The organism is Citrobacter sedlakii NBRC 105722 (assembly GCF_000759835.1).
GTDB classification, from domain to species: Bacteria; Pseudomonadota; Gammaproteobacteria; order Enterobacterales; family Enterobacteriaceae; genus Citrobacter_A; species Citrobacter_A sedlakii.
The window spans coordinates 33,605-50,109 of sequence record NZ_BBNB01000001.1; the positions used below are offsets into that span (position 1 = coordinate 33,605).

17 protein-coding genes and 2 tRNA genes are annotated in these 16,505 nt (G+C 53.5%); 7 read left to right on the plus strand and 12 right to left on the minus strand.

Features of this window, described 5'->3' with window-relative positions:
• Positions 1–17: 17 nt before the first annotated feature.
• Positions 18–1,136, minus strand: a complete 1,119-nt coding sequence (locus CSE01S_RS00175) for a mechanosensitive ion channel family protein (protein WP_042282750.1) — start codon at positions 1,134–1,136, stop codon at positions 18–20.
• A gap of 166 nt (positions 1,137–1,302) precedes the next feature.
• Positions 1,303–2,187, minus strand: a complete 885-nt coding sequence (locus tag CSE01S_RS00180; protein ID WP_042282752.1) for a LysR substrate-binding domain-containing protein — start codon at positions 2,185–2,187, stop codon at positions 1,303–1,305.
• A 107-nt stretch (positions 2,188–2,294) separates the two neighbouring features.
• On the opposite strand from CSE01S_RS00180, the gene CSE01S_RS00185 reads away from it, so the two are divergent.
• Together CSE01S_RS00185 and CSE01S_RS00190 are read left to right on the plus strand one after the other, a co-directional pair.
• Positions 2,295–3,038 carry a sulfite exporter TauE/SafE family protein gene (locus tag CSE01S_RS00185; RefSeq protein WP_042284675.1) on the plus strand — a complete coding sequence of 248 codons (744 nt, stop codon included), beginning with the start codon at positions 2,295–2,297 and terminating at the stop codon, positions 3,036–3,038.
• Positions 3,039–3,266: 228 nt separating this feature from the next.
• The gene (locus tag CSE01S_RS00190; protein WP_084588962.1) at positions 3,267–3,737 is read left to right on the plus strand and encodes an Hsp20 family protein; all 471 of its coding nucleotides are present in this window, start codon (positions 3,267–3,269) and stop codon (positions 3,735–3,737) included.
• 157 nt (positions 3,738–3,894) lie between these two features.
• Here CSE01S_RS00190 and CSE01S_RS00195 read toward each other — a convergent pair.
• From CSE01S_RS00195 to mdtK, 3 genes are all read right to left on the minus strand, one after another.
• Positions 3,895–3,971: transfer RNA gene (locus tag CSE01S_RS00195), tRNA-Val, on the minus strand.
• A 14-nt stretch (positions 3,972–3,985) separates the two neighbouring features.
• A tRNA-Val gene (locus CSE01S_RS00200) sits at positions 3,986–4,062 on the minus strand.
• 151 nt (positions 4,063–4,213) lie between these two features.
• Positions 4,214–5,587 (minus strand): MdtK family multidrug efflux MATE transporter, encoded by a 1,374-nt coding sequence (mdtK, locus tag CSE01S_RS00205; protein WP_042282755.1) that lies wholly within the window; start codon positions 5,585–5,587, stop codon positions 4,214–4,216.
• A 216-nt stretch (positions 5,588–5,803) separates the two neighbouring features.
• Between mdtK and CSE01S_RS00210 the strand changes: the two genes are divergently transcribed.
• Positions 5,804–6,445: a riboflavin synthase gene (locus CSE01S_RS00210; RefSeq protein WP_042284678.1), complete on the plus strand. Its 642-nt coding sequence runs from the start codon at positions 5,804–5,806 to the stop codon at positions 6,443–6,445.
• A 37-nt stretch (positions 6,446–6,482) separates the two neighbouring features.
• Here CSE01S_RS00210 and cfa read toward each other — a convergent pair whose 3' ends face one another.
• Positions 6,483–7,631, minus strand: a complete 1,149-nt coding sequence (gene cfa, locus CSE01S_RS00215) for a cyclopropane fatty acyl phospholipid synthase (RefSeq protein WP_042282757.1) — start codon at positions 7,629–7,631, stop codon at positions 6,483–6,485.
• Positions 7,632–7,921: 290 nt separating this feature from the next.
• The gene (punC, locus tag CSE01S_RS00220; RefSeq protein WP_042284680.1) at positions 7,922–9,127 is read right to left on the minus strand and encodes a purine nucleoside transporter PunC; all 1,206 of its coding nucleotides are present in this window, start codon (positions 9,125–9,127) and stop codon (positions 7,922–7,924) included.
• A 123-nt stretch (positions 9,128–9,250) separates the two neighbouring features.
• On the opposite strand from punC, the gene punR reads away from it, so the two are divergent.
• A complete protein-coding gene (gene punR / locus CSE01S_RS00225) occupies positions 9,251–10,183 on the plus strand; it encodes a DNA-binding transcriptional activator PunR (protein WP_042282759.1) in 933 nt (310 codons plus the stop codon).
• Here punR and purR read toward each other — a convergent pair.
• Positions 10,180–11,205 (minus strand): HTH-type transcriptional repressor PurR, encoded by a 1,026-nt coding sequence (purR, locus tag CSE01S_RS00230; protein WP_042282761.1) that lies wholly within the window; start codon positions 11,203–11,205, stop codon positions 10,180–10,182. The two genes, punR and purR, sit on opposite strands and share 4 nt — an antisense overlap.
• A 294-nt stretch (positions 11,206–11,499) precedes the next feature.
• Here purR and cydH point away from each other — a divergent pair, with 294 nt between their 5' ends.
• Together cydH and CSE01S_RS00235 are read left to right on the plus strand one after the other, a co-directional pair.
• On the plus strand, positions 11,500–11,589 hold the full coding sequence (gene cydH / locus CSE01S_RS22975) for a cytochrome bd-I oxidase subunit CydH (RefSeq protein WP_086512609.1): 90 nt from the start codon (positions 11,500–11,502) through the stop codon (positions 11,587–11,589).
• Positions 11,590–11,757: 168 nt separating this feature from the next.
• Positions 11,758–12,924 carry an MFS transporter gene (locus tag CSE01S_RS00235; RefSeq protein ID WP_042282763.1) on the plus strand — a complete coding sequence of 389 codons (1,167 nt, stop codon included), beginning with the start codon at positions 11,758–11,760 and terminating at the stop codon, positions 12,922–12,924.
• A gap of 54 nt (positions 12,925–12,978) precedes the next feature.
• Here CSE01S_RS00235 and sodB read toward each other — a convergent pair whose 3' ends face one another.
• Positions 12,979–13,560: a superoxide dismutase [Fe] gene (gene sodB / locus CSE01S_RS00240; protein WP_042282765.1), complete on the minus strand. Its 582-nt coding sequence runs from the start codon at positions 13,558–13,560 to the stop codon at positions 12,979–12,981.
• Positions 13,561–13,685: 125 nt separating this feature from the next.
• A complete protein-coding gene (locus tag CSE01S_RS00245; RefSeq protein ID WP_042282766.1) occupies positions 13,686–14,516 on the minus strand; it encodes a C40 family peptidase in 831 nt (276 codons plus the stop codon).
• A gap of 334 nt (positions 14,517–14,850) precedes the next feature.
• Here CSE01S_RS00245 and grxD point away from each other — a divergent pair, with 334 nt between their 5' ends.
• Positions 14,851–15,198 (plus strand): monothiol glutaredoxin 4, encoded by a 348-nt coding sequence (grxD, locus tag CSE01S_RS00250; RefSeq protein WP_042282768.1) that lies wholly within the window; start codon positions 14,851–14,853, stop codon positions 15,196–15,198.
• Positions 15,199–15,304: 106 nt separating this feature from the next.
• Here the strand turns inward: grxD and rnt are convergent, their stop codons facing one another.
• A complete protein-coding gene (gene rnt / locus CSE01S_RS00255; RefSeq protein WP_042282769.1) occupies positions 15,305–15,949 on the minus strand; it encodes a ribonuclease T in 645 nt (214 codons plus the stop codon).
• 102 nt (positions 15,950–16,051) lie between these two features.
• Entirely contained in the window at positions 16,052–16,459 is a 408-nt protein-coding gene (gene gloA, locus CSE01S_RS00260; protein WP_042282771.1) for a lactoylglutathione lyase, read from the minus strand.
• Positions 16,460–16,505: the final 46 nt, after the last annotated feature.

Sequence of the window (16,505 nt, forward strand, 5' to 3'; positions counted from 1 at the left end):
AAAAGACCATCATAACGCTATTTCTCAGCCTGCAAATGCTCAACGTGAAGAGGATTGTCCGAGCCTGCGACCTGTACCGGCGATCGTACCACCAGACTTGGCAACGCCAGCTCCACCTCTAGCTCATTCAGCGCTTCAATGATACGAATATTAATCTCCTGCTGTATATCCATATATTTGTTGTAGTCGGCTGTGTTCACAATATGCACGACTTCAAAGGTCAGGCGATCCTGATTAAAGGCGAGAAAATGCGCGCGGTCGAATTTCGTTTCGCCGACATCCTCAATGATTTTTTTTACCGTATCGCCAATCAGGCGCAGCTTTTCAGGCGGCGTGGAGGTGGCGACGCCAAAGGTAAAAACAATGCGGCGCGTTTGCATGCGCTTGTAGTTGTGAATGGTTTGCTGCAGCAGTTGCGCGTTGGCGCAAACAATCTGCTCGCCGCTGAGGCTGCGGATACGCGTTGTTTTCAGACCAATATGCTCAATTGTCCCTGCGACGTCATTGAACACCACGAAGTCGCCAATCTCGAAAGGCTTATCAAAACCAATCGATAGCGAGGCGAAGACGTCGCTGAGAACGGTCTGCACCGCCAGCGCGATGGCGATACCGCCAACCCCGAGACTTGCTACCAGCGCGGTAATATCCACCCCAGCGTTTGCCAGAATCGACAGCAGCATCATGGACCAGACAACCACGCGCAGAATCATCCCAAGAATAACCAGGGTGACCGGATTTTTATGCGTACCGGGCGCGTGTAGCAGATGGCGCATCCACGACTGTACCCCCTGATCCAGCCAGATGGCGATTTGAATGGCGATCACGAGAAACCATGCGTGGCTCAGGCTTGCAAACAGCCGATCGGGGAGGGCGACGAAGCGCAAACTGAACAGGAATGCGGCAAAGAAAATCAGCAATTTGCTGGTTCGCTTTAACATGTCAAACACGATCACCCGTAACCCCGGATGCTTAATCTCCTTGTGATCGCGACGCTCAATGGTTCTGTAAATGAAATTCAGCAGCCAGTTGATGAGCCAGTAGGTGATTAAGGTGACAACGAAAACGATGCCAAGATTGATCCAGAATGTCGCTGACATTAGTACAGTAACGACGTTAAGCCGTGCCAGATACTCCATCTTACCTCCCATAACAAAACGTTAACGGTAAAGTATAGACAGCATAGACCGGGTGGCACGGATCCCCGGGCAATTCGCCTGTTAACAGAATTTACTGAAAGACGGTAAGCCTGCTGAACATCGCCCGCGGGGGAAGCAGGACGCGGCGGCTGTTATGAAACAGCCGTTAGGGCTGTCTCAGACAGTCGAATAAGGATCGTATGGCGGGGCTAAAGGCGACGTCGTTTCGGTAGCACAGGCACAGCCTGCGCAACGCCCAGCCATCACGTAGCGCAACGATCGCAAAAGGATAGCGGCTCTGATAACGCGCGGCGATGACGGCGGGAAGAATCGCCACGCCGGTGCCGTGCGCCACCATCTCGCATAATCCCTCATAGTGATTCAACCGAATGCGGATATTAAGCGCCAGGCCAGCATGTGCTGCGTTTTGTTCAATATGGCGTTGCAGGGCACGAGTGGAATAAAGCGCCACCATTGGCGCCGCAATAATATCCACGAAAAAAAGCGCCTCCTTATCCGCAAGCGGATGCGTTAGCGGGACGATCAGCACGAGCGGATCCTCCGCGACGGGCTCCCGTTTGAGCATGCCGGCGGCCACGGCGTCTGAAACAATGCCGACATCTGCCTCACCTGACAGTAAGCTGCTGACAATATCGGTGCTGGTTCGTTCTTCGGTTTCGATATGTATCCCCGGATGGGAGGCCAGCCAGGCGGCGAGTTTACCCGGCAGAAATGTGGTCAGCGCTGAGCTGTTAGCATAAAGGCGAAGCGTCTCCTGATGACCCGCGGCAAGGGCGACCATTTCCTCGCGCAACCGCCGATGTTGCTCAAGGATGATGCGGGCATGGCGTTCCACTGCCTCTCCTGCTGTCGTTAATGAGATCCCGCGCGGATGACGCAGCAACAAGGGCATTCCAGAATTTCCTTCCATTTTTCGGAGTCGTTCGCTGGCGGACGCCAGTGCCAGGTTGGCTGCAGAGGCCCCGCCGGTGATGCTGCCGGCATCCACGATACAGATAAACAATTGCAGGTCGGCCAGATCAAAACGCATTTATTTCCGCCTTCGGTTTTTCCGTAGTTGCCGAGGAAAATACCGCATTGTGGCGGCTCCGGCCAGATGTTCCAATGCCGCTCTGTTCAACAATGTGGGCCAGCAAGATGAATGAACCCCTTTATTTGTATTGTTTCCTGATATTTATTGCCGCAGGCTGGGTTAAAGGTGTGACTGGCATGGGGTTGCCGACGGTGGCGATGGGGCTGCTTGGTACGGTTATGCCGCTGGCTGAAGCGGCGGCGCTTCTGGTTATCCCTTCGCTGGTGACGAATCTCTGGCAATTGTTTTCGGGGCCTATCTTACAAGAGGTATTGCGGCGTCTCTGGCTGATGATGATGTTTATCGTCATCGGCACGGTTGTGGGGTCGTTTCTGCTGGTAAGTATTCCGCCGCAGTGGGCAGGCGTTGGCCTGGGCGTCGCGCTTATCATTTACGCCAGCTATGCGCTATGCCGTCCTGCAATGCACGTCTCAGCGCGGTTAGAACGTCGGTTGTCGCCTGTCATGGGAATGGTCACTGGCTTTGTCACCGGCGCCACCGGTGTCTTTGTCATGCCCGCCGTGCCATGGCTTCAGTCGCTGCGTTTCGGGCGTGATGAGTTGGTTCAGGCGTTGGGCCTCTCGTTTACCGTCTCGACGATTGCGCTAGCTGCAGGACTGTATCTGCATGATGCTTTTCATGTCAGGCAACTGTCCCAGTCGGGGATGGCGATTATCCCCGCTCTCCTTGGGATGTGGCTGGGACAAAAAATTCGGGCACGGATCGGCCTGCGGCTGTTCAGGCTATGTTTCTTGCTGTTTCTGACAGTGCTGGGGCTGGAGATGATCTCACGTCCGCTACTTGCGTGATCCGCCAAAACGGATATTCCAGTAAACCTGACGGTTTTTTCGACGGAGAGTCTGCTTTTCAGCGAAGTGGCGAGTAAGAAACCGGTAGCGTGATGGAGATCGCAAAATTCCGCTTTGACGTATTGAAAATCAACGCTACGGACATATATGAAAAACGGGTGAGGGTAAACAACACCTGCCCGTAAGACATGAACTTTTTGAATATTTTCTTTACTGTTCAGGAGGTACATGATGACGCTCAGAACGTTTCCCGTATTACACGATCTCTCCGACTCTCTGTTTGCGGACCGCTTTAACCGCATCGATCGCCTTTTCAGCCAACTAACCGGCAGCACGCCGTTGCCCTCCACGCCTTCGTACAATATCCGGCGGCTGGAGGATAACCGCTATGAGCTCACCCTCAGCGTGCCGGGTTGGAAAGAGAGCGAGCTGGAAATTGAAACCGTCGGCGGTCAGCTAAATATCAGCGGTAAACGTGAAGAGGAGAAAACAGAACACGGCGAAGAGGGATGGATCCACCGGGGGATCAGCCGCAGCGACTTCCGCGCCAGCTACAGCCTGCCGGAGCATGTCAACGTCACCGGCGCGTCGCTGGAAAACGGTTTGCTGACAATCGCGTTGCTACAGGATATACCGGAAGAGGAGAAACCTCAGCGTATCGCCATAAACGCGAACCCGGTGCTTGAACATAAGCCGTAATCGTTAACTGACGTTGTTTTACGCCCGGCGCATGTCGGGCGTTTTTCATCAATGCGGTCTGATGCTAACGCGACACGGAAGCGTGAGGAGAAAAACAGAGTGAGCGTAAAGAAAGAAAAAGAGAGAAAGTAACGGGAATAACAGAGAGATAGCTGAATGGTGCGTCCGAGTGGACTCGAACCACCGACCCCCACCATGTCAAGGTGGTGCTCTAACCAACTGAGCTACGGACGCACTGTACAGAAAGATGGTGCGTTCAATTGGACTCGAACCAACGACCCCCACCATGTCAAGGTGGTGCTCTAACCAACTGAGCTATGAACGCAACGTTGTAGGTGACAACGGGGACGAATATTAGCGGCAGAGATGGAATGAGGCAAGAGGGAAAGGGTTATTTTCTTTCGGTTTTCGCTCGATTGCGGAGGAAGTGCGCAAAGTGACGAGAGAATAGCCGCCAGAAGGCGGCTATTGCAGATTTAACGCGCAGCGCGCTGAAGAATAACCGTCGAGGGCTGACGCTGCAGGAAGCGCATACGCAACATCATCATAATGGCGGCTGACGTCAGACCAATAATAAAGCCCATCCAGAATCCCGCAGGACCCATACGGTCCACCACCAGATCGGTCAGCGCAAGGATGTAACCGCTGGGTAGACCCAGGACCCAGTAAGCGACAAACGTGATATAGAAAATCGAACGCGTGTCTTTGTAACCACGCAGGATGCCGCTGCCGATCACCTGAATAGAGTCAGAAATCTGGTAGATTGCCGCCAGCAGCATCAGTTGGGCAGCCAGTGTCACCACCTCAGGATTATCGTTATACAGCAGGGCGATCTGCTCACGCAGCGATACGGTGAAAATGGCGGTGATGCAGGCCATGCAAACGCCCACACCGATCCCGGTACGCGCCGCGGTTTGCGCATCCAGTGTCGAACCTTGCCCCAGACGATAGCCCACACGAATGGTAACCGCTGCCGCAAGCGACATCGGTAGCACGAACATCAGCGAACTGAAGTTGAGCGCAATCTGATGGCCTGCCACGTCGACAATGCCCAGGGGGGACACCAGCAGCGCCACGACCGCAAACAACGTCACTTCGAAAAATAAGGCCAACGCGATGGGCAACCCCAGTTGTACCAGGCGTTTCATCACTACGCCATCGGGCTTACTGAAGCGTTCGGCGTTCCGAATGTCACGCATGGAGCGAGCGTGTTTTACCCACGAAATCATGGCTACAAACATCACCCAGTAAACGGCCGCTGTCGCCACGCCACAACCGACGCCGCCCAGTTCGGGCATCCCGAAATGGCCATAAATAAACACATAGTTCACCGGAATGTTGACCAGCAGGCCGATAAAACCCATCACCATCCCCGGTTTGGTTTTTGCCAGACCTTCGCACTGGTTACGCGCCACCTGAAAGAACAGATACCCCGGTGCGCCCCACAGCAGCGCGCGGAGATAGCCGACGGCTTTATCCGCCAGCGCAGGATCGATGTTATGCATGGCGCGGATAATGTATCCGGCGTTCCACAGCACAATCATAATGGCAACCGAGACAAAGCCTGCCAGCCAGAAACCCTGACGGACCTGATGGGCGATGCGCTCGCGTCGGCCTGAGCCGTTAAGCTGCGCGATAACCGGCGTTAGCGCCAGCAGCAGTCCATGGCCAAATAAAATGGCCGGCAACCAGATGGAGGTACCAATCGCCACTGCCGCCATGTCGGTAGCGCTGTAGCCTCCCGCCATGACGGTATCCACAAAACCCATTGCGGTTTGGGCGATTTGCGCAAGAATCACCGGTATTGCCAGAGCCAATAACTGACGCGCTTCGCTAATATACTTCTGCACGTGAACACCTATATTTTGTTGTTATAAGAGAGACTAAAAAAGCCGCCAGCAAGGGCAGCAAGAAGAAGATGCGGGGAAATTTCAGTCTATTGTAGCGAGGAATGGATATTTCTCCAGTGAAAAAACAGGCGCGGGGGGCGCTTCGCTGGCAACCTGATTTTCCAACTGCTATTGTGGCAGGCAGAAATGGTTGAACTGAATTTGGGAGTTGCAGTTATGTTTACGGGTATTGTGCAGGGCACCGCCAGAGTGGTGTCTGTTGATGAAAAACCAAACTTTCGCACCCATGTCGTGGAATTACCTGAATACATGCTGGACGGGCTGGAGACGGGCGCGTCGGTCGCGCATAACGGCTGTTGTCTGACCGTGACCGACATTAACGGCAGCCACATCAGTTTTGATCTGATGAAAGAGACGTTGCGTATTACCAATCTTGGCGAGCTGAAAGCGGGGGATCGGGTAAACGTTGAACGTGCGGCGAAATTCAGCGATGAAATTGGCGGTCATTTGATGTCGGGTCATATCATGACCACGGCAGAGGTTTCTAAGATTTTGACCTCAGAAAATAATCGCCAGATTTGGTTTAAAGTTCAGGATCCGACCTTAATGAAATATATCCTCTACAAAGGATTTATTGGCATTGACGGGATCAGTCTGACGGTAGGCGAAGTGACCGCGACGCGCTTTTGCGTTCACCTGATTCCGGAAACGATTGAGCGCACAACGCTTGGCAAGAAAAAGCTGGGCGCGCGGGTGAATATCGAAATTGACCCGCAAACCCAGGCGGTGGTTGATACGGTAGAACGGGTACTGGCGGCGCGGGAAGCGGCGACAGTCCGGTCGACAAGCGAAGCGTAACCCGTAAAGCCCCTGTAGCAGAACAGGGGCTTGGTACTTAACGGGCCACCCGCAAACCGTTTTCTACGCCGCGTGAGAACACGACCTGCCACAGCTGAATATCCCGCGCGCGGAACGCGCCCGCACAGGCATTCAGATAATAGCTGAACATCCGTTTGAAGCGCTCGCTGTAGTTATCGGCAATATCAGGCCATGCCGCGAGGAATCGCTCATACCATGCCATGAGGGTTGTGTCATAGTCCGCGCCAAAGTTATGCCAGTCTTCCATCACAAAGTGCGATTCACTGGCATTCGCGATCTGGCGAACCGAAGGCAAACAACCGTTCGGGAAAATATACTTATTGATCCACGGGTCGACGTTATTGTCGGTTTTTTTCGAACCGATGGTATGCAGCAGAAAAATGCCGTCCGGTTTTAAATTCCGATCCACCACCTCGAAATAGGTGTTGTAATTTTTCGGGCCGACGTGTTCAAACATCCCGACCGAGACAATGCGGTCAAACTGATCGCGTAAATCACGATAGTCCTCAAGCAGGATGGTGACATCGAGTCCGGTACAGCGCGCCTGCGCCATTTTTTGCTGCTCAGCGGAAATCGTCACGCCGACCACGCTGACGCCGAAGTGGGTCGCCATATATTGCGCCAGACCGCCCCAACCGCAGCCGATATCCAGCACGCGCATGCCGGGACGTAATTGCAGCTTTTCACAAATCAGTTGGAGTTTGGCTTGTTGTGCCGCCTCAAGCGTTCCGGCCTCTTTCCAGTATCCGCAGGAATATTGCATATACGGATCGAGCATTCGACTAAACAGATCATTACCCAGATCGTAGTGTTCTTTGCCGACAATCCAGGCGCGTTTTTTGCTTTGTAAATTAAACAGGCGAGCGCCAGCGATGCGGAGAGTATCTTTGAAATGATGGGGGAGTTGATTTTCCAGTCCGGCGCGAAGGACTTTGCTAAAAAACATGTCCAGGCGATCGCATTCCCACCAGCCATCCATATAGCTTTCGCCCAAACCGAGCGAGCCCTGCTGTAATACGCGTTTAAAAAAACGGGGGTTATTGACGCGGATATCAGCGGGGGCTGGACCGTTGATGGCTATGCCTGCGCGGCTTAATAATTCGTTGGTGATACGGTACCAGTCGTCATCCGGTACGTTAACTTCTTCTATACACGATGAACTCATAGCTTCTCCATCACTGGTCGGTGATCAGAACCTTAAAACAGCGTAGACGCTTTTTGGCTTTGTGAGAAATCTCACGGAAATATTCCGCGAGTCTATAATCCGACGTAGAACAGAGGAAGGGAGAAACCCTTGCCGAAAAGGCCATCCATGGTGAAGCGGGAACGCTCCGGTTCCCGTTAACACATAATTATTATCGTATTTTTAACAACCGAAATTTAGTATAGGCCTCAAAAACCGATGATACAACCAAAAATTGTTAGCTTCCTAACGAATAAAATATATTAGCGTTATCAATGGGTCTCGCCGTGGGCCATCTCCGTATTGTCCTGCTGACGTTCCACAATACCCGCCTGCGCCTGCATTTTGTAACCCAATGCCGCCAGCACCACGGTGGCAAGCATAACGCTGGTGGTGGTGAGAAGTGGGGTGCTGATTAACCACGAAACCACCAGACTTGCCAGGAAGCATAATCCCAACTGAAGCGTATTCTGCAATGCCGCAGCGCGCCCCGTCGCCTGGGGAAACGGACGTAACGCCTGGGCCACGACTATCGGGTAGATCGCGCCGTTCGCAATCGCCATGACGCAGAAGGGGATCAGCACTTCCGTCAGCGAGACGTGATTCAGAAAACCCACGCCCCAGGTGGCGACAACGCTTAGCGCGTAGAGGACCAGCAGCCAGGGAAGAAGCTGCTGCCCCTGCCATTTTTGCAGCGCTGCGCGACACCCATAACCGCCAACCAGAAAGGCGATGGTCTGCGGCACATAGCTCAGGCCAATGACCGCCGGACTATAGCCCATTTCGCTCAGGATAAACGGCGAACCGGTGAGCCAGGCAAAGAAGCTGGCAGAGCAGGCCGCGTAGATCAGCACATTGCCACGATAAGCCCGGGTACGCAGCAGCGTCGCGAACGTCAGCTTATCCTGGCCATCCTTACGGGCGTTTTGAGTCGGTTTCAGACGCAGAGCGGGTAGCATCAACACCAGGGTAATCGCGAACAGGGTGGCGAAAATCGCCTGCCAGGAAAAATGGGTCAGGATCCAACTACCTAGCAAGGGCGCCAGCGCAGGGGAAAGGCCCACTAACGGCATTATGGTCGCAAAAATGCGGTTAATCTTCTGCGAAGGATAATAGTCCGTTACCAGCGCCTGCCAGATCACGGTTGCGGCGCAGACGCCTACCGCCTGCACAAAGCGTAAAACCAGCAGTGCGGCGGCGCTTTCTACCCACAGCATCCCCAGGCTGCCGAGGGCAAAAATGGCTAAACCTGACAGCAGGATCGGTTTGCGTCCATAGCGGTCTGAAAGCGGTCCCCACAGCAGTTGCGCGACGGCAAAACCTGCTAAAAACAGGCTGAGGCTGGCGCTGACCGCCGACGCGGGCGTTTGCAGGTCGGATTGAATGGCGGCGAAAGCGGGGAGATACATGTCGGTGGCCAGAAAGCCCAGTACGCTCAGTCCCGCCAGCCAGACTAAAAACCCTTTTCCAGGTTGCATCGCTGCTTGCATAGTTGTTCTCTTATTTTAATGAATTATCTTCGCGCAGAGTGTAGGGAGTGTCTTTCTCCTTGTGAAACGGTAATATTTGGTTATTGCATTCAAAAATTTTGCAGGCAGATTATGTGGTCAGAATATGCGCTGGAAGTCGTCGACGCCGTTGCGCGTAACGGCAGCTTCAGTTCAGCGGCTCAGGAATTGCACCGGGTGCCTTCTGCGGTCAGCTACACGGTACGGCAACTGGAAGAGTGGTTGGCGGTCCCACTGTTTGAACGCCGCCACCGTGACGTGGTGCTGACGCCCGCCGGGGCCTGGTTTTTAAAAGAAGGGCGTTCTGTTATCAAAAAAATGCAGGACACCCGGCAACAGTGTCAGCAAATCGCCAATGGCTGGCGCGGGCAGTTGCCTGTTGCGGTGGATAATATCGTGCGTCCGGAACGGACCCGCCAGATGGTCGTCGACTTTTACCGTCATTTTGATGATGTAGAGCTGCTGGTTTTTCAGGAAGTTTTCAACGGCGTCTGGGACGCGTTGTCCGATGGTCGGGTGGAGTTGGCCATTGGCGCGACGCGCGCTATTCCGGTGGGCGGTCGCTATGCCTTTCGCGATATGGGAATGTTGAGCTGGAGTTGCGTGGTGGCGCGTTCCCATCCGCTGGCGAGCATAATGGGGCCGTTGAGCGACGACACGTTGCGAAACTGGCCGTCGCTGGTGCTGGAGGATACCTCCCGAAACCTGCCCAAACGCGTCACATGGTTACTGGATAATCAACGCCGTATGGTCGTGCCGGACTGGGACTCTTCCGCAACCTGTATCAGTGCTGGATTGTGTATTGGCATGGTGCCGACGCATTTTGCCAAACCTCGTCTTAACACGGGGCAGTGGGTTGCGCTGGAGCTGGAAAATCCTTTCCCGGATGCCGCCTGCTGTCTTACCTGGCAACAAAACGATACCTCGCCGGCGCTGGCGTGGCTGCTGGAGTATCTGGGAGACAGTGAAACACTGAACAGAGAGTGGCTGCGGGAGCCTGATGAGACTCCCGCAGGCGCGACTTAACGGCGGTAGTCGCGGAACGGGCCGTCCGCAACAGAGCGACGTTCAATCAGTCGCGGGTGGACTTCGATCGACTGGGATTCCTCGCGCTTATTGACGATACGGTCTAACAGCATATTAAACGCCGTTTCACCCAGAGAATCCTTCGGCTGATGAATAGTGGTTAACGCTGGCGTAAAGAAGCGCGCGTTTCGCACGTTGTCATAGCCGATCAGCGAGACATCCTGCGGGACGCGCAGACCCATTTCATCGGCAGCACAGAGCGCGCCCATCGCCATGATGTCGCCGCCGCAGAATACCGCTGTCGGACGGTGTGACTGCGACAGGATTTGCTGCATTGCGCGGTAGCCGGACTCCGGCTCAAAATCGCCCTGCACAATCCAGTTTTCCGGCACGTTGATCAGCGCTTCTTCCATCGCTTTCATAAAGCCAGCCAGACGGCCTGCGCCGGTGTTCCGCTCCAACGGACCGGGAATCACGCCGATTTCACGATGTCCGCGCTCTACCAGGTATCGGCCTGCCATATAGCCGCCTTCAAAGGCGTTATCGATCACCGTGTCCGTGAAATCGGCTTTGGCTTCGCCCCAGTCCATCACTACCATGGGAATGTGACGGTATTCTTCGAGCATAGAAAGCAGAGGTTCCGGATATTCTGAACACATGACCAACAGGCCATCCACGCGTTTTTGCGCCATCATCGACAGATAGGCGCGCTGTTTTTCCAGGTTATTCCACGCGTTGCCGAGGATGAGGGTATAACCCTTCTGGAAACAGTTTTTTTCAACGGCTTCTATAATTTCGGCAAAGTACGCGGCTTCGCTGCTGGTCGCCAACAGGCCGATGGACTTGGTATGGTTGACCTTCAGGCTTCGGGCGACGGCGCTGGGGGAATAGTGCAATTCTTTGATTGCCGCCCACACCGCGTTACGCGTTTCTTCTGCAACAAAACGCGTTTTGTTAATAACGTGTGATACGGTTGTAGTGGAAACGTTTGCTCGTTTCGCTACATCTTTAATTGTTGCCATTACATCTCACTCCAGACCCAACCTGAACAGTAAAATACGCTAAGTAAACGTTTGCCTTTACACACCCTGATCGCAACATCAGGGTTGCGGCACGCCGGGAAAACGACACGGAACGTCAGGAAGGGGTCAATGGCCGGTACGCTAAACAAGTAAGCGTCGAATTTTGGCTGATCTTAACGAAAAGGGGAAGTGTTAAAAACAGATATCACCCTAAATCGTGGGAGATTTTTGCTTTCAAGTGTGTAAAAATGCGCTATATCACTTTTTGTGTGGGAATAAAAAGGAGAAAAGTTGATGAGCACCGATCTGAAATTTTCATTAGTGACCACGTTTATTGTTCTGGCTCTGATCGTGGCAGGTGGTTTAACCGCAGCACTGCACTGATTTACCGCTGAGGGAGTGTCGCTCCCTCACATTCCCTTCGCCAATTGTTATCAAAAATGCAAAAGTCTTTTGTAAATTTGTTAACTTCTCTTTTTTTGTGATTGATGTCATGCTTTTGGCTTTTCTTGTCCACTGCGTTTAAGCGCGAACAGGCGGAGTCATTACCGTATGAAAATAAATTACCCTTTACTGGCGTTGGCCATAGGCGCGTTCGGGATCGGCACCACTGAATTTTCTCCCATGGGATTATTGCCGGTCATCGCTCGCGGCGTTGATGTGACGATTCCCGCCGCAGGAATGCTGATCAGCGCTTATGCCATTGGGGTGATGGTCGGCGCGCCGTTAATGACGCTGCTGCTTTCACATCGTGGACGTCGCAATGCGCTGATCTTTCTGATGGCCATTTTCACCGTGGGCAATGTGCTTTCCGCTATCTCTCCTGATTACACCACCCTGATGCTCTCTCGCGTTCTGACCAGTCTGAACCACGGCGCCTTTTTTGGGCTGGGCTCCGTCGTGGCGGCAAGCGTGGTGCCAAAGCATAAGCAGGCCAGCGCGGTGGCAACAATGTTTATGGGACTGACCATCGCCAACATCGGCGGTGTTCCGGCTGCCACCTGGCTCGGTGAAACTATCGGCTGGCGAATGTCGTTTATGGCGACCGCCGGGCTGGGCGTTATCGCGATGGCGAGCCTGTTCTTCTCCTTGCCGAAGGGCAGCGCTGGAACGCGTCCGGAGGTAAAAAAGGAGCTGGCGGTGCTGATGCGTCCGCAGGTGTTGACGGCGTTATTAACCACTGTTCTGGGGGCTGGGGCGATGTTTACGCTGTATACCTACATCGCGCCCGTATTGCACAGCATTACGCATGCCTCGCCAGCGTTTGTCACCGGTATGCTGGTGCTGATTGGCGTTGGGTTTTCCATCGGTAATTATTTTGGCGGAAAACTGGCTGACCGTTCGGTGAATGGCACCCTGAAAGGTTTTCTGTTGCTTCTGATGGTGATTATGCTGGCGATCCCCTTTCTGGCGCAAAATGCGCTGGGGGCAGCGATCGCTATGGTGGTCTGGGGAGCGGCGACCTTCGCGGTGGTGCCTCCACTGCAAATGCGGGTGATGCGTGTGGCGCACGAGGCGCCGGGCCTTTCTTCGTCAGTGAATATTGGCGCTTTCAACCTGGGTAATGCGCTGGGCGCTGCCGCGGGCGGGGCGGTCATTTCCGGCGGTCTGGGCTACGCTTTTGTTCCGGTTATGGGGGCGATCGTGGCGGGGCTGGCGCTACTGCTGGTGTTTATTTCCGCCAGAAAACAGCCGCAGACAGAGTGCGTCGCCAGCTAAAACGGCAAACTCTTTAATGCCCAACGCACGAATGTGCTGTCGGGCATTTTTCAGTTATGCGGCAAAGTTTTTCGCCACAAACGCCCAGTTAACCAGCGCCCAGAAGTTTTCCAGATAACCCGGACGCGCGTTACGATAGTCAATGTAATAGGCGTGTTCCCATACGTCGACGGTCATTAACGGCGTGGCGTCTGTGGTGAGCGGCGTCCCCGCGTTAGACGTGGACACGATAGCCAGCTTGCCGTCTTTGTCTTTAACCAGCCAGGTCCAGCCGGAGCCGAAGTTCTTGATCGCGGCATCGGTAAACTGGGCCTTGAAGTCGGCGAAGCTGCCAAACGCGGCGGCGATAGCGTCAGCCAGTTCACCCGTGGGTTCCCCACCGGCATTCGGCGCCAGGCAATTCCAGTAGAAGGTGTGGTTCCAGACCTGAGCGGCGTTGTTAAACACGCCCCCCTCAGAGCTCCGCACAATCTCTTCCAGCGATTTGCCTTCTAATGAGGTGCCTTTGATCAGGTTATTCAGGTTTGTCACATAGGTCTGATGGTGTTTGCCATAGTGGTATTCCAGCGTTTCAGCGGAAATATGCGGCGCAAGCGCATCTTTGGCATACGGTAATGCAGGTAATTCGAACGACATTGCTTCTCTCCTTATTATTAATATTGATTCGCACAATAACCTTATTGTACGTAAGGATAGGGTAGCAAATTGAAAGGTGTGGCAAAAGAAGAACTTACCCTGTTGTGTAACAACAGGGTAAAGTTTTAGCGAATGGTTTTCGGCGTCATCACCCTGCGGGCGCCGACATAATGGCGCTGCCAGTAGTCTTCGCTAAGAGAGGTGATTTGGATTTCCTGACCGCTGCGTGGCGACTGAATAAATTTGCCGTTACCGACGTAGACTCCAACATGATCGGCTGTGCCGCGACCCTGGGTACGGAAGAACACCAGATCGCCATTTTTCAGCTCACCCCGTTCGATCGGCGCCGCATCACGCAGGTGATACATCTCGTTTGCCGTGCGGGGTATGCGGAATTTAACCAAATCCTTATAGGCGTAATAGACCAGACCGCTACAGTCGAAGCCAGTACGCGGCGATGTACCGCCCCAGCGGTAGGGTTTACCAATCTGGCTCATCAGTTTATTCATTGCTGTACTGGTGGCTTTTTGGACTTTTAACTTATGCGCGTCCGCAAGGGTGCTGGCCGCTGCGCTTTTCACCTTCACGCAGTGTGGCTTGCGGCCTTTGCGTGGCGTGCATTTTTCCGTCCAGCTCACGACGGCTGTCTTCGGAACGCCAGATTTTGTGCGGCGACTGGTTGTTCGGGAGATTTTGCTGGAGGGGGTTACACGTTTTTTGCTGGCCGATGCCGTTTTCACTGCGTTTTTAGCGGTTGTTTTTTTTGCGGTGCGTTGGGAATTTTTCGTGGTCTTTTTCGCTGTTGCGGTGTTTTTTTTCTTGTCTGCGGTTTTCTTGCTGTGAGAAATATCAGACGTTGTCCTGGCCTGCCGGGAAGCCTGGGCCACGGACATAAAGGAAATCGTTGTAAACAGTAAAGCACAGAGCGTGATGGAGAGTCGGTTAATCCGCGCCACTGAGCATTCCTCGGTTAAGGCAGGCGCAATCATGCCTGCATGTGATTTACAAAACCTGATGATTCTAATCTATAGCATTGAAGAAAGTTAATAGCTTTTATTGTTAAAAAAAGTGTTCCGCGCATAAGTGCTAAAAAAAGCAGCAACCAAAGGTAAATTTGCTTATTCAATAGACAATTGGCTGAAAAGGGCGGCCTGAACAGTGATTTGCAATGCAACTTAAGGCTTCAGACGATAAAATAGTAAAGCGTAATGAAAATGTTATTTTCCGATGTCGGCCTGAGCCGCTACAATGTCAGACGACTGCCGTAAAAGAAGTTAAGGAAGCAAGACAATGAGCACCACTATCGAAAAAATTCAGCGCCAGATCGCTGAAAACCCAATCCTGCTGTATATGAAAGGTTCGCCAAAACTGCCAAGCTGCGGGTTCTCTGCCCAGGCTGTGCAGGCGCTTTCTGCCTGTGGTGAGCGTTTTGCTTATGTCGATATTTTGCAGAACCCGGATATCCGCGCCGAACTGCCGAAGTATGCTAACTGGCCAACCTTCCCGCAGTTGTGGGTTGATGGCGAACTGGTTGGCGGCTGCGACATCCTGATCGAAATGTATCAGCGTGGCGAATTGCAGCAACTGATCAAAGAGACCGCGGCGAAGTACAAGTCTGAAGAATCAGATACCGAGTAAGGTGACGCCTGCGGGATTGAGGTGACAGGCTGGAGAAGTCGCCAACGCGCGGCCATCCGGCACTCACTAAAAAAGCGACCGAAAGGTCGCTTTTTTACGTACGGCGTTAAGCCTCGGGCATGGCCAGCGGCCAGCCGCCCAGTCGTTTCCAGCGGTTGACGATTTCACAAAACAGCACTGCCGTACGTTCCGTGTCGTAAAGCGCCGAATGAGCCTGCGTGCCGTCAAACTCCATACCTGCCGCCAGACAGGCTTTCGACAGAACCGTTTGGCCTAGCGCCAGTCCGCTGAGGGCGGCAGTGTCGAAAGTGACAAACGGATGAAAAGGGTTGCGCTTTAGCGAGGCGCGCTCGGCCGCCGCCATCATAAAGCTGTGATCGAACGTAGCGTTATGCGCCACCATGATCGCGCGGTTACAGCCGCTGTCTTTAATTCCTTTCCGCACCATTTTAAAAATGGCGTGCAGGGCGTCATATTCACTCACCGCGCCACGCAGCGGGTTGCTGGGGTCGATGCCGTTAAACGCCAGCGCTTCGGGCTGCAAATTCGCGCCTTCGAACGGTTCGACATGGAAATGCAGCGTAGTGTCCGGCATCAGCCAGCCCTGTTCATCCATTTTCAACGTGATGGCGGCAATTTCAAGCAGCGCATCGGTTCTGGCATTAAACCCGGCCGTTTCAACATCAATGACGACAGGGTAAAAACCGCGAAAACGGTCGCACAGACCGGTAAGTTGAGCGTTATCGGACATCGGGGTCTCTTAAATACAGAAAAAATGCAGCGCGTAGTATGCCAAAAAAAGGCGCTCATTGCAGTAAAACTGCGGGCGCAGAGAAGCCGCGCCCGGAAGGGATTAATTACCCAGACCGCGACCGGCGTCTTTTTCTTCGATCAATTCGATTTTGTAACCGTCCGGATCTTCAACAAACGCAATCACGGTGGTGCCGCCTTTTACCGGACCCGCTTCACGCGTGACATTACCGCCGTTCTGGCGAATCCGCTCGCAGGCTTCCGCTGCGTTATCAACGCTCAGCGCAATGTGACCATAAGCGGTCCCCAGTTCATAGCGATCGACACCCCAGTTATACGTCAGTTCGATCACCGCTTCGTCACTCTCTTCACCGTAGCCGACAAATGCCAGAGAATATTTGTACTCCGGATTTTCGCTGGTACGCAGCAGTTTCATGCCTAAAACGTTAGTGTAAAAGTCGATAGAACGCTGCAAATCGCCGACGCGCAGCATGGTATGAAGTAAACGCATTGTTTATCCCCTTAAAAATGGTCAATACATTCAAAATGTTGTTTTA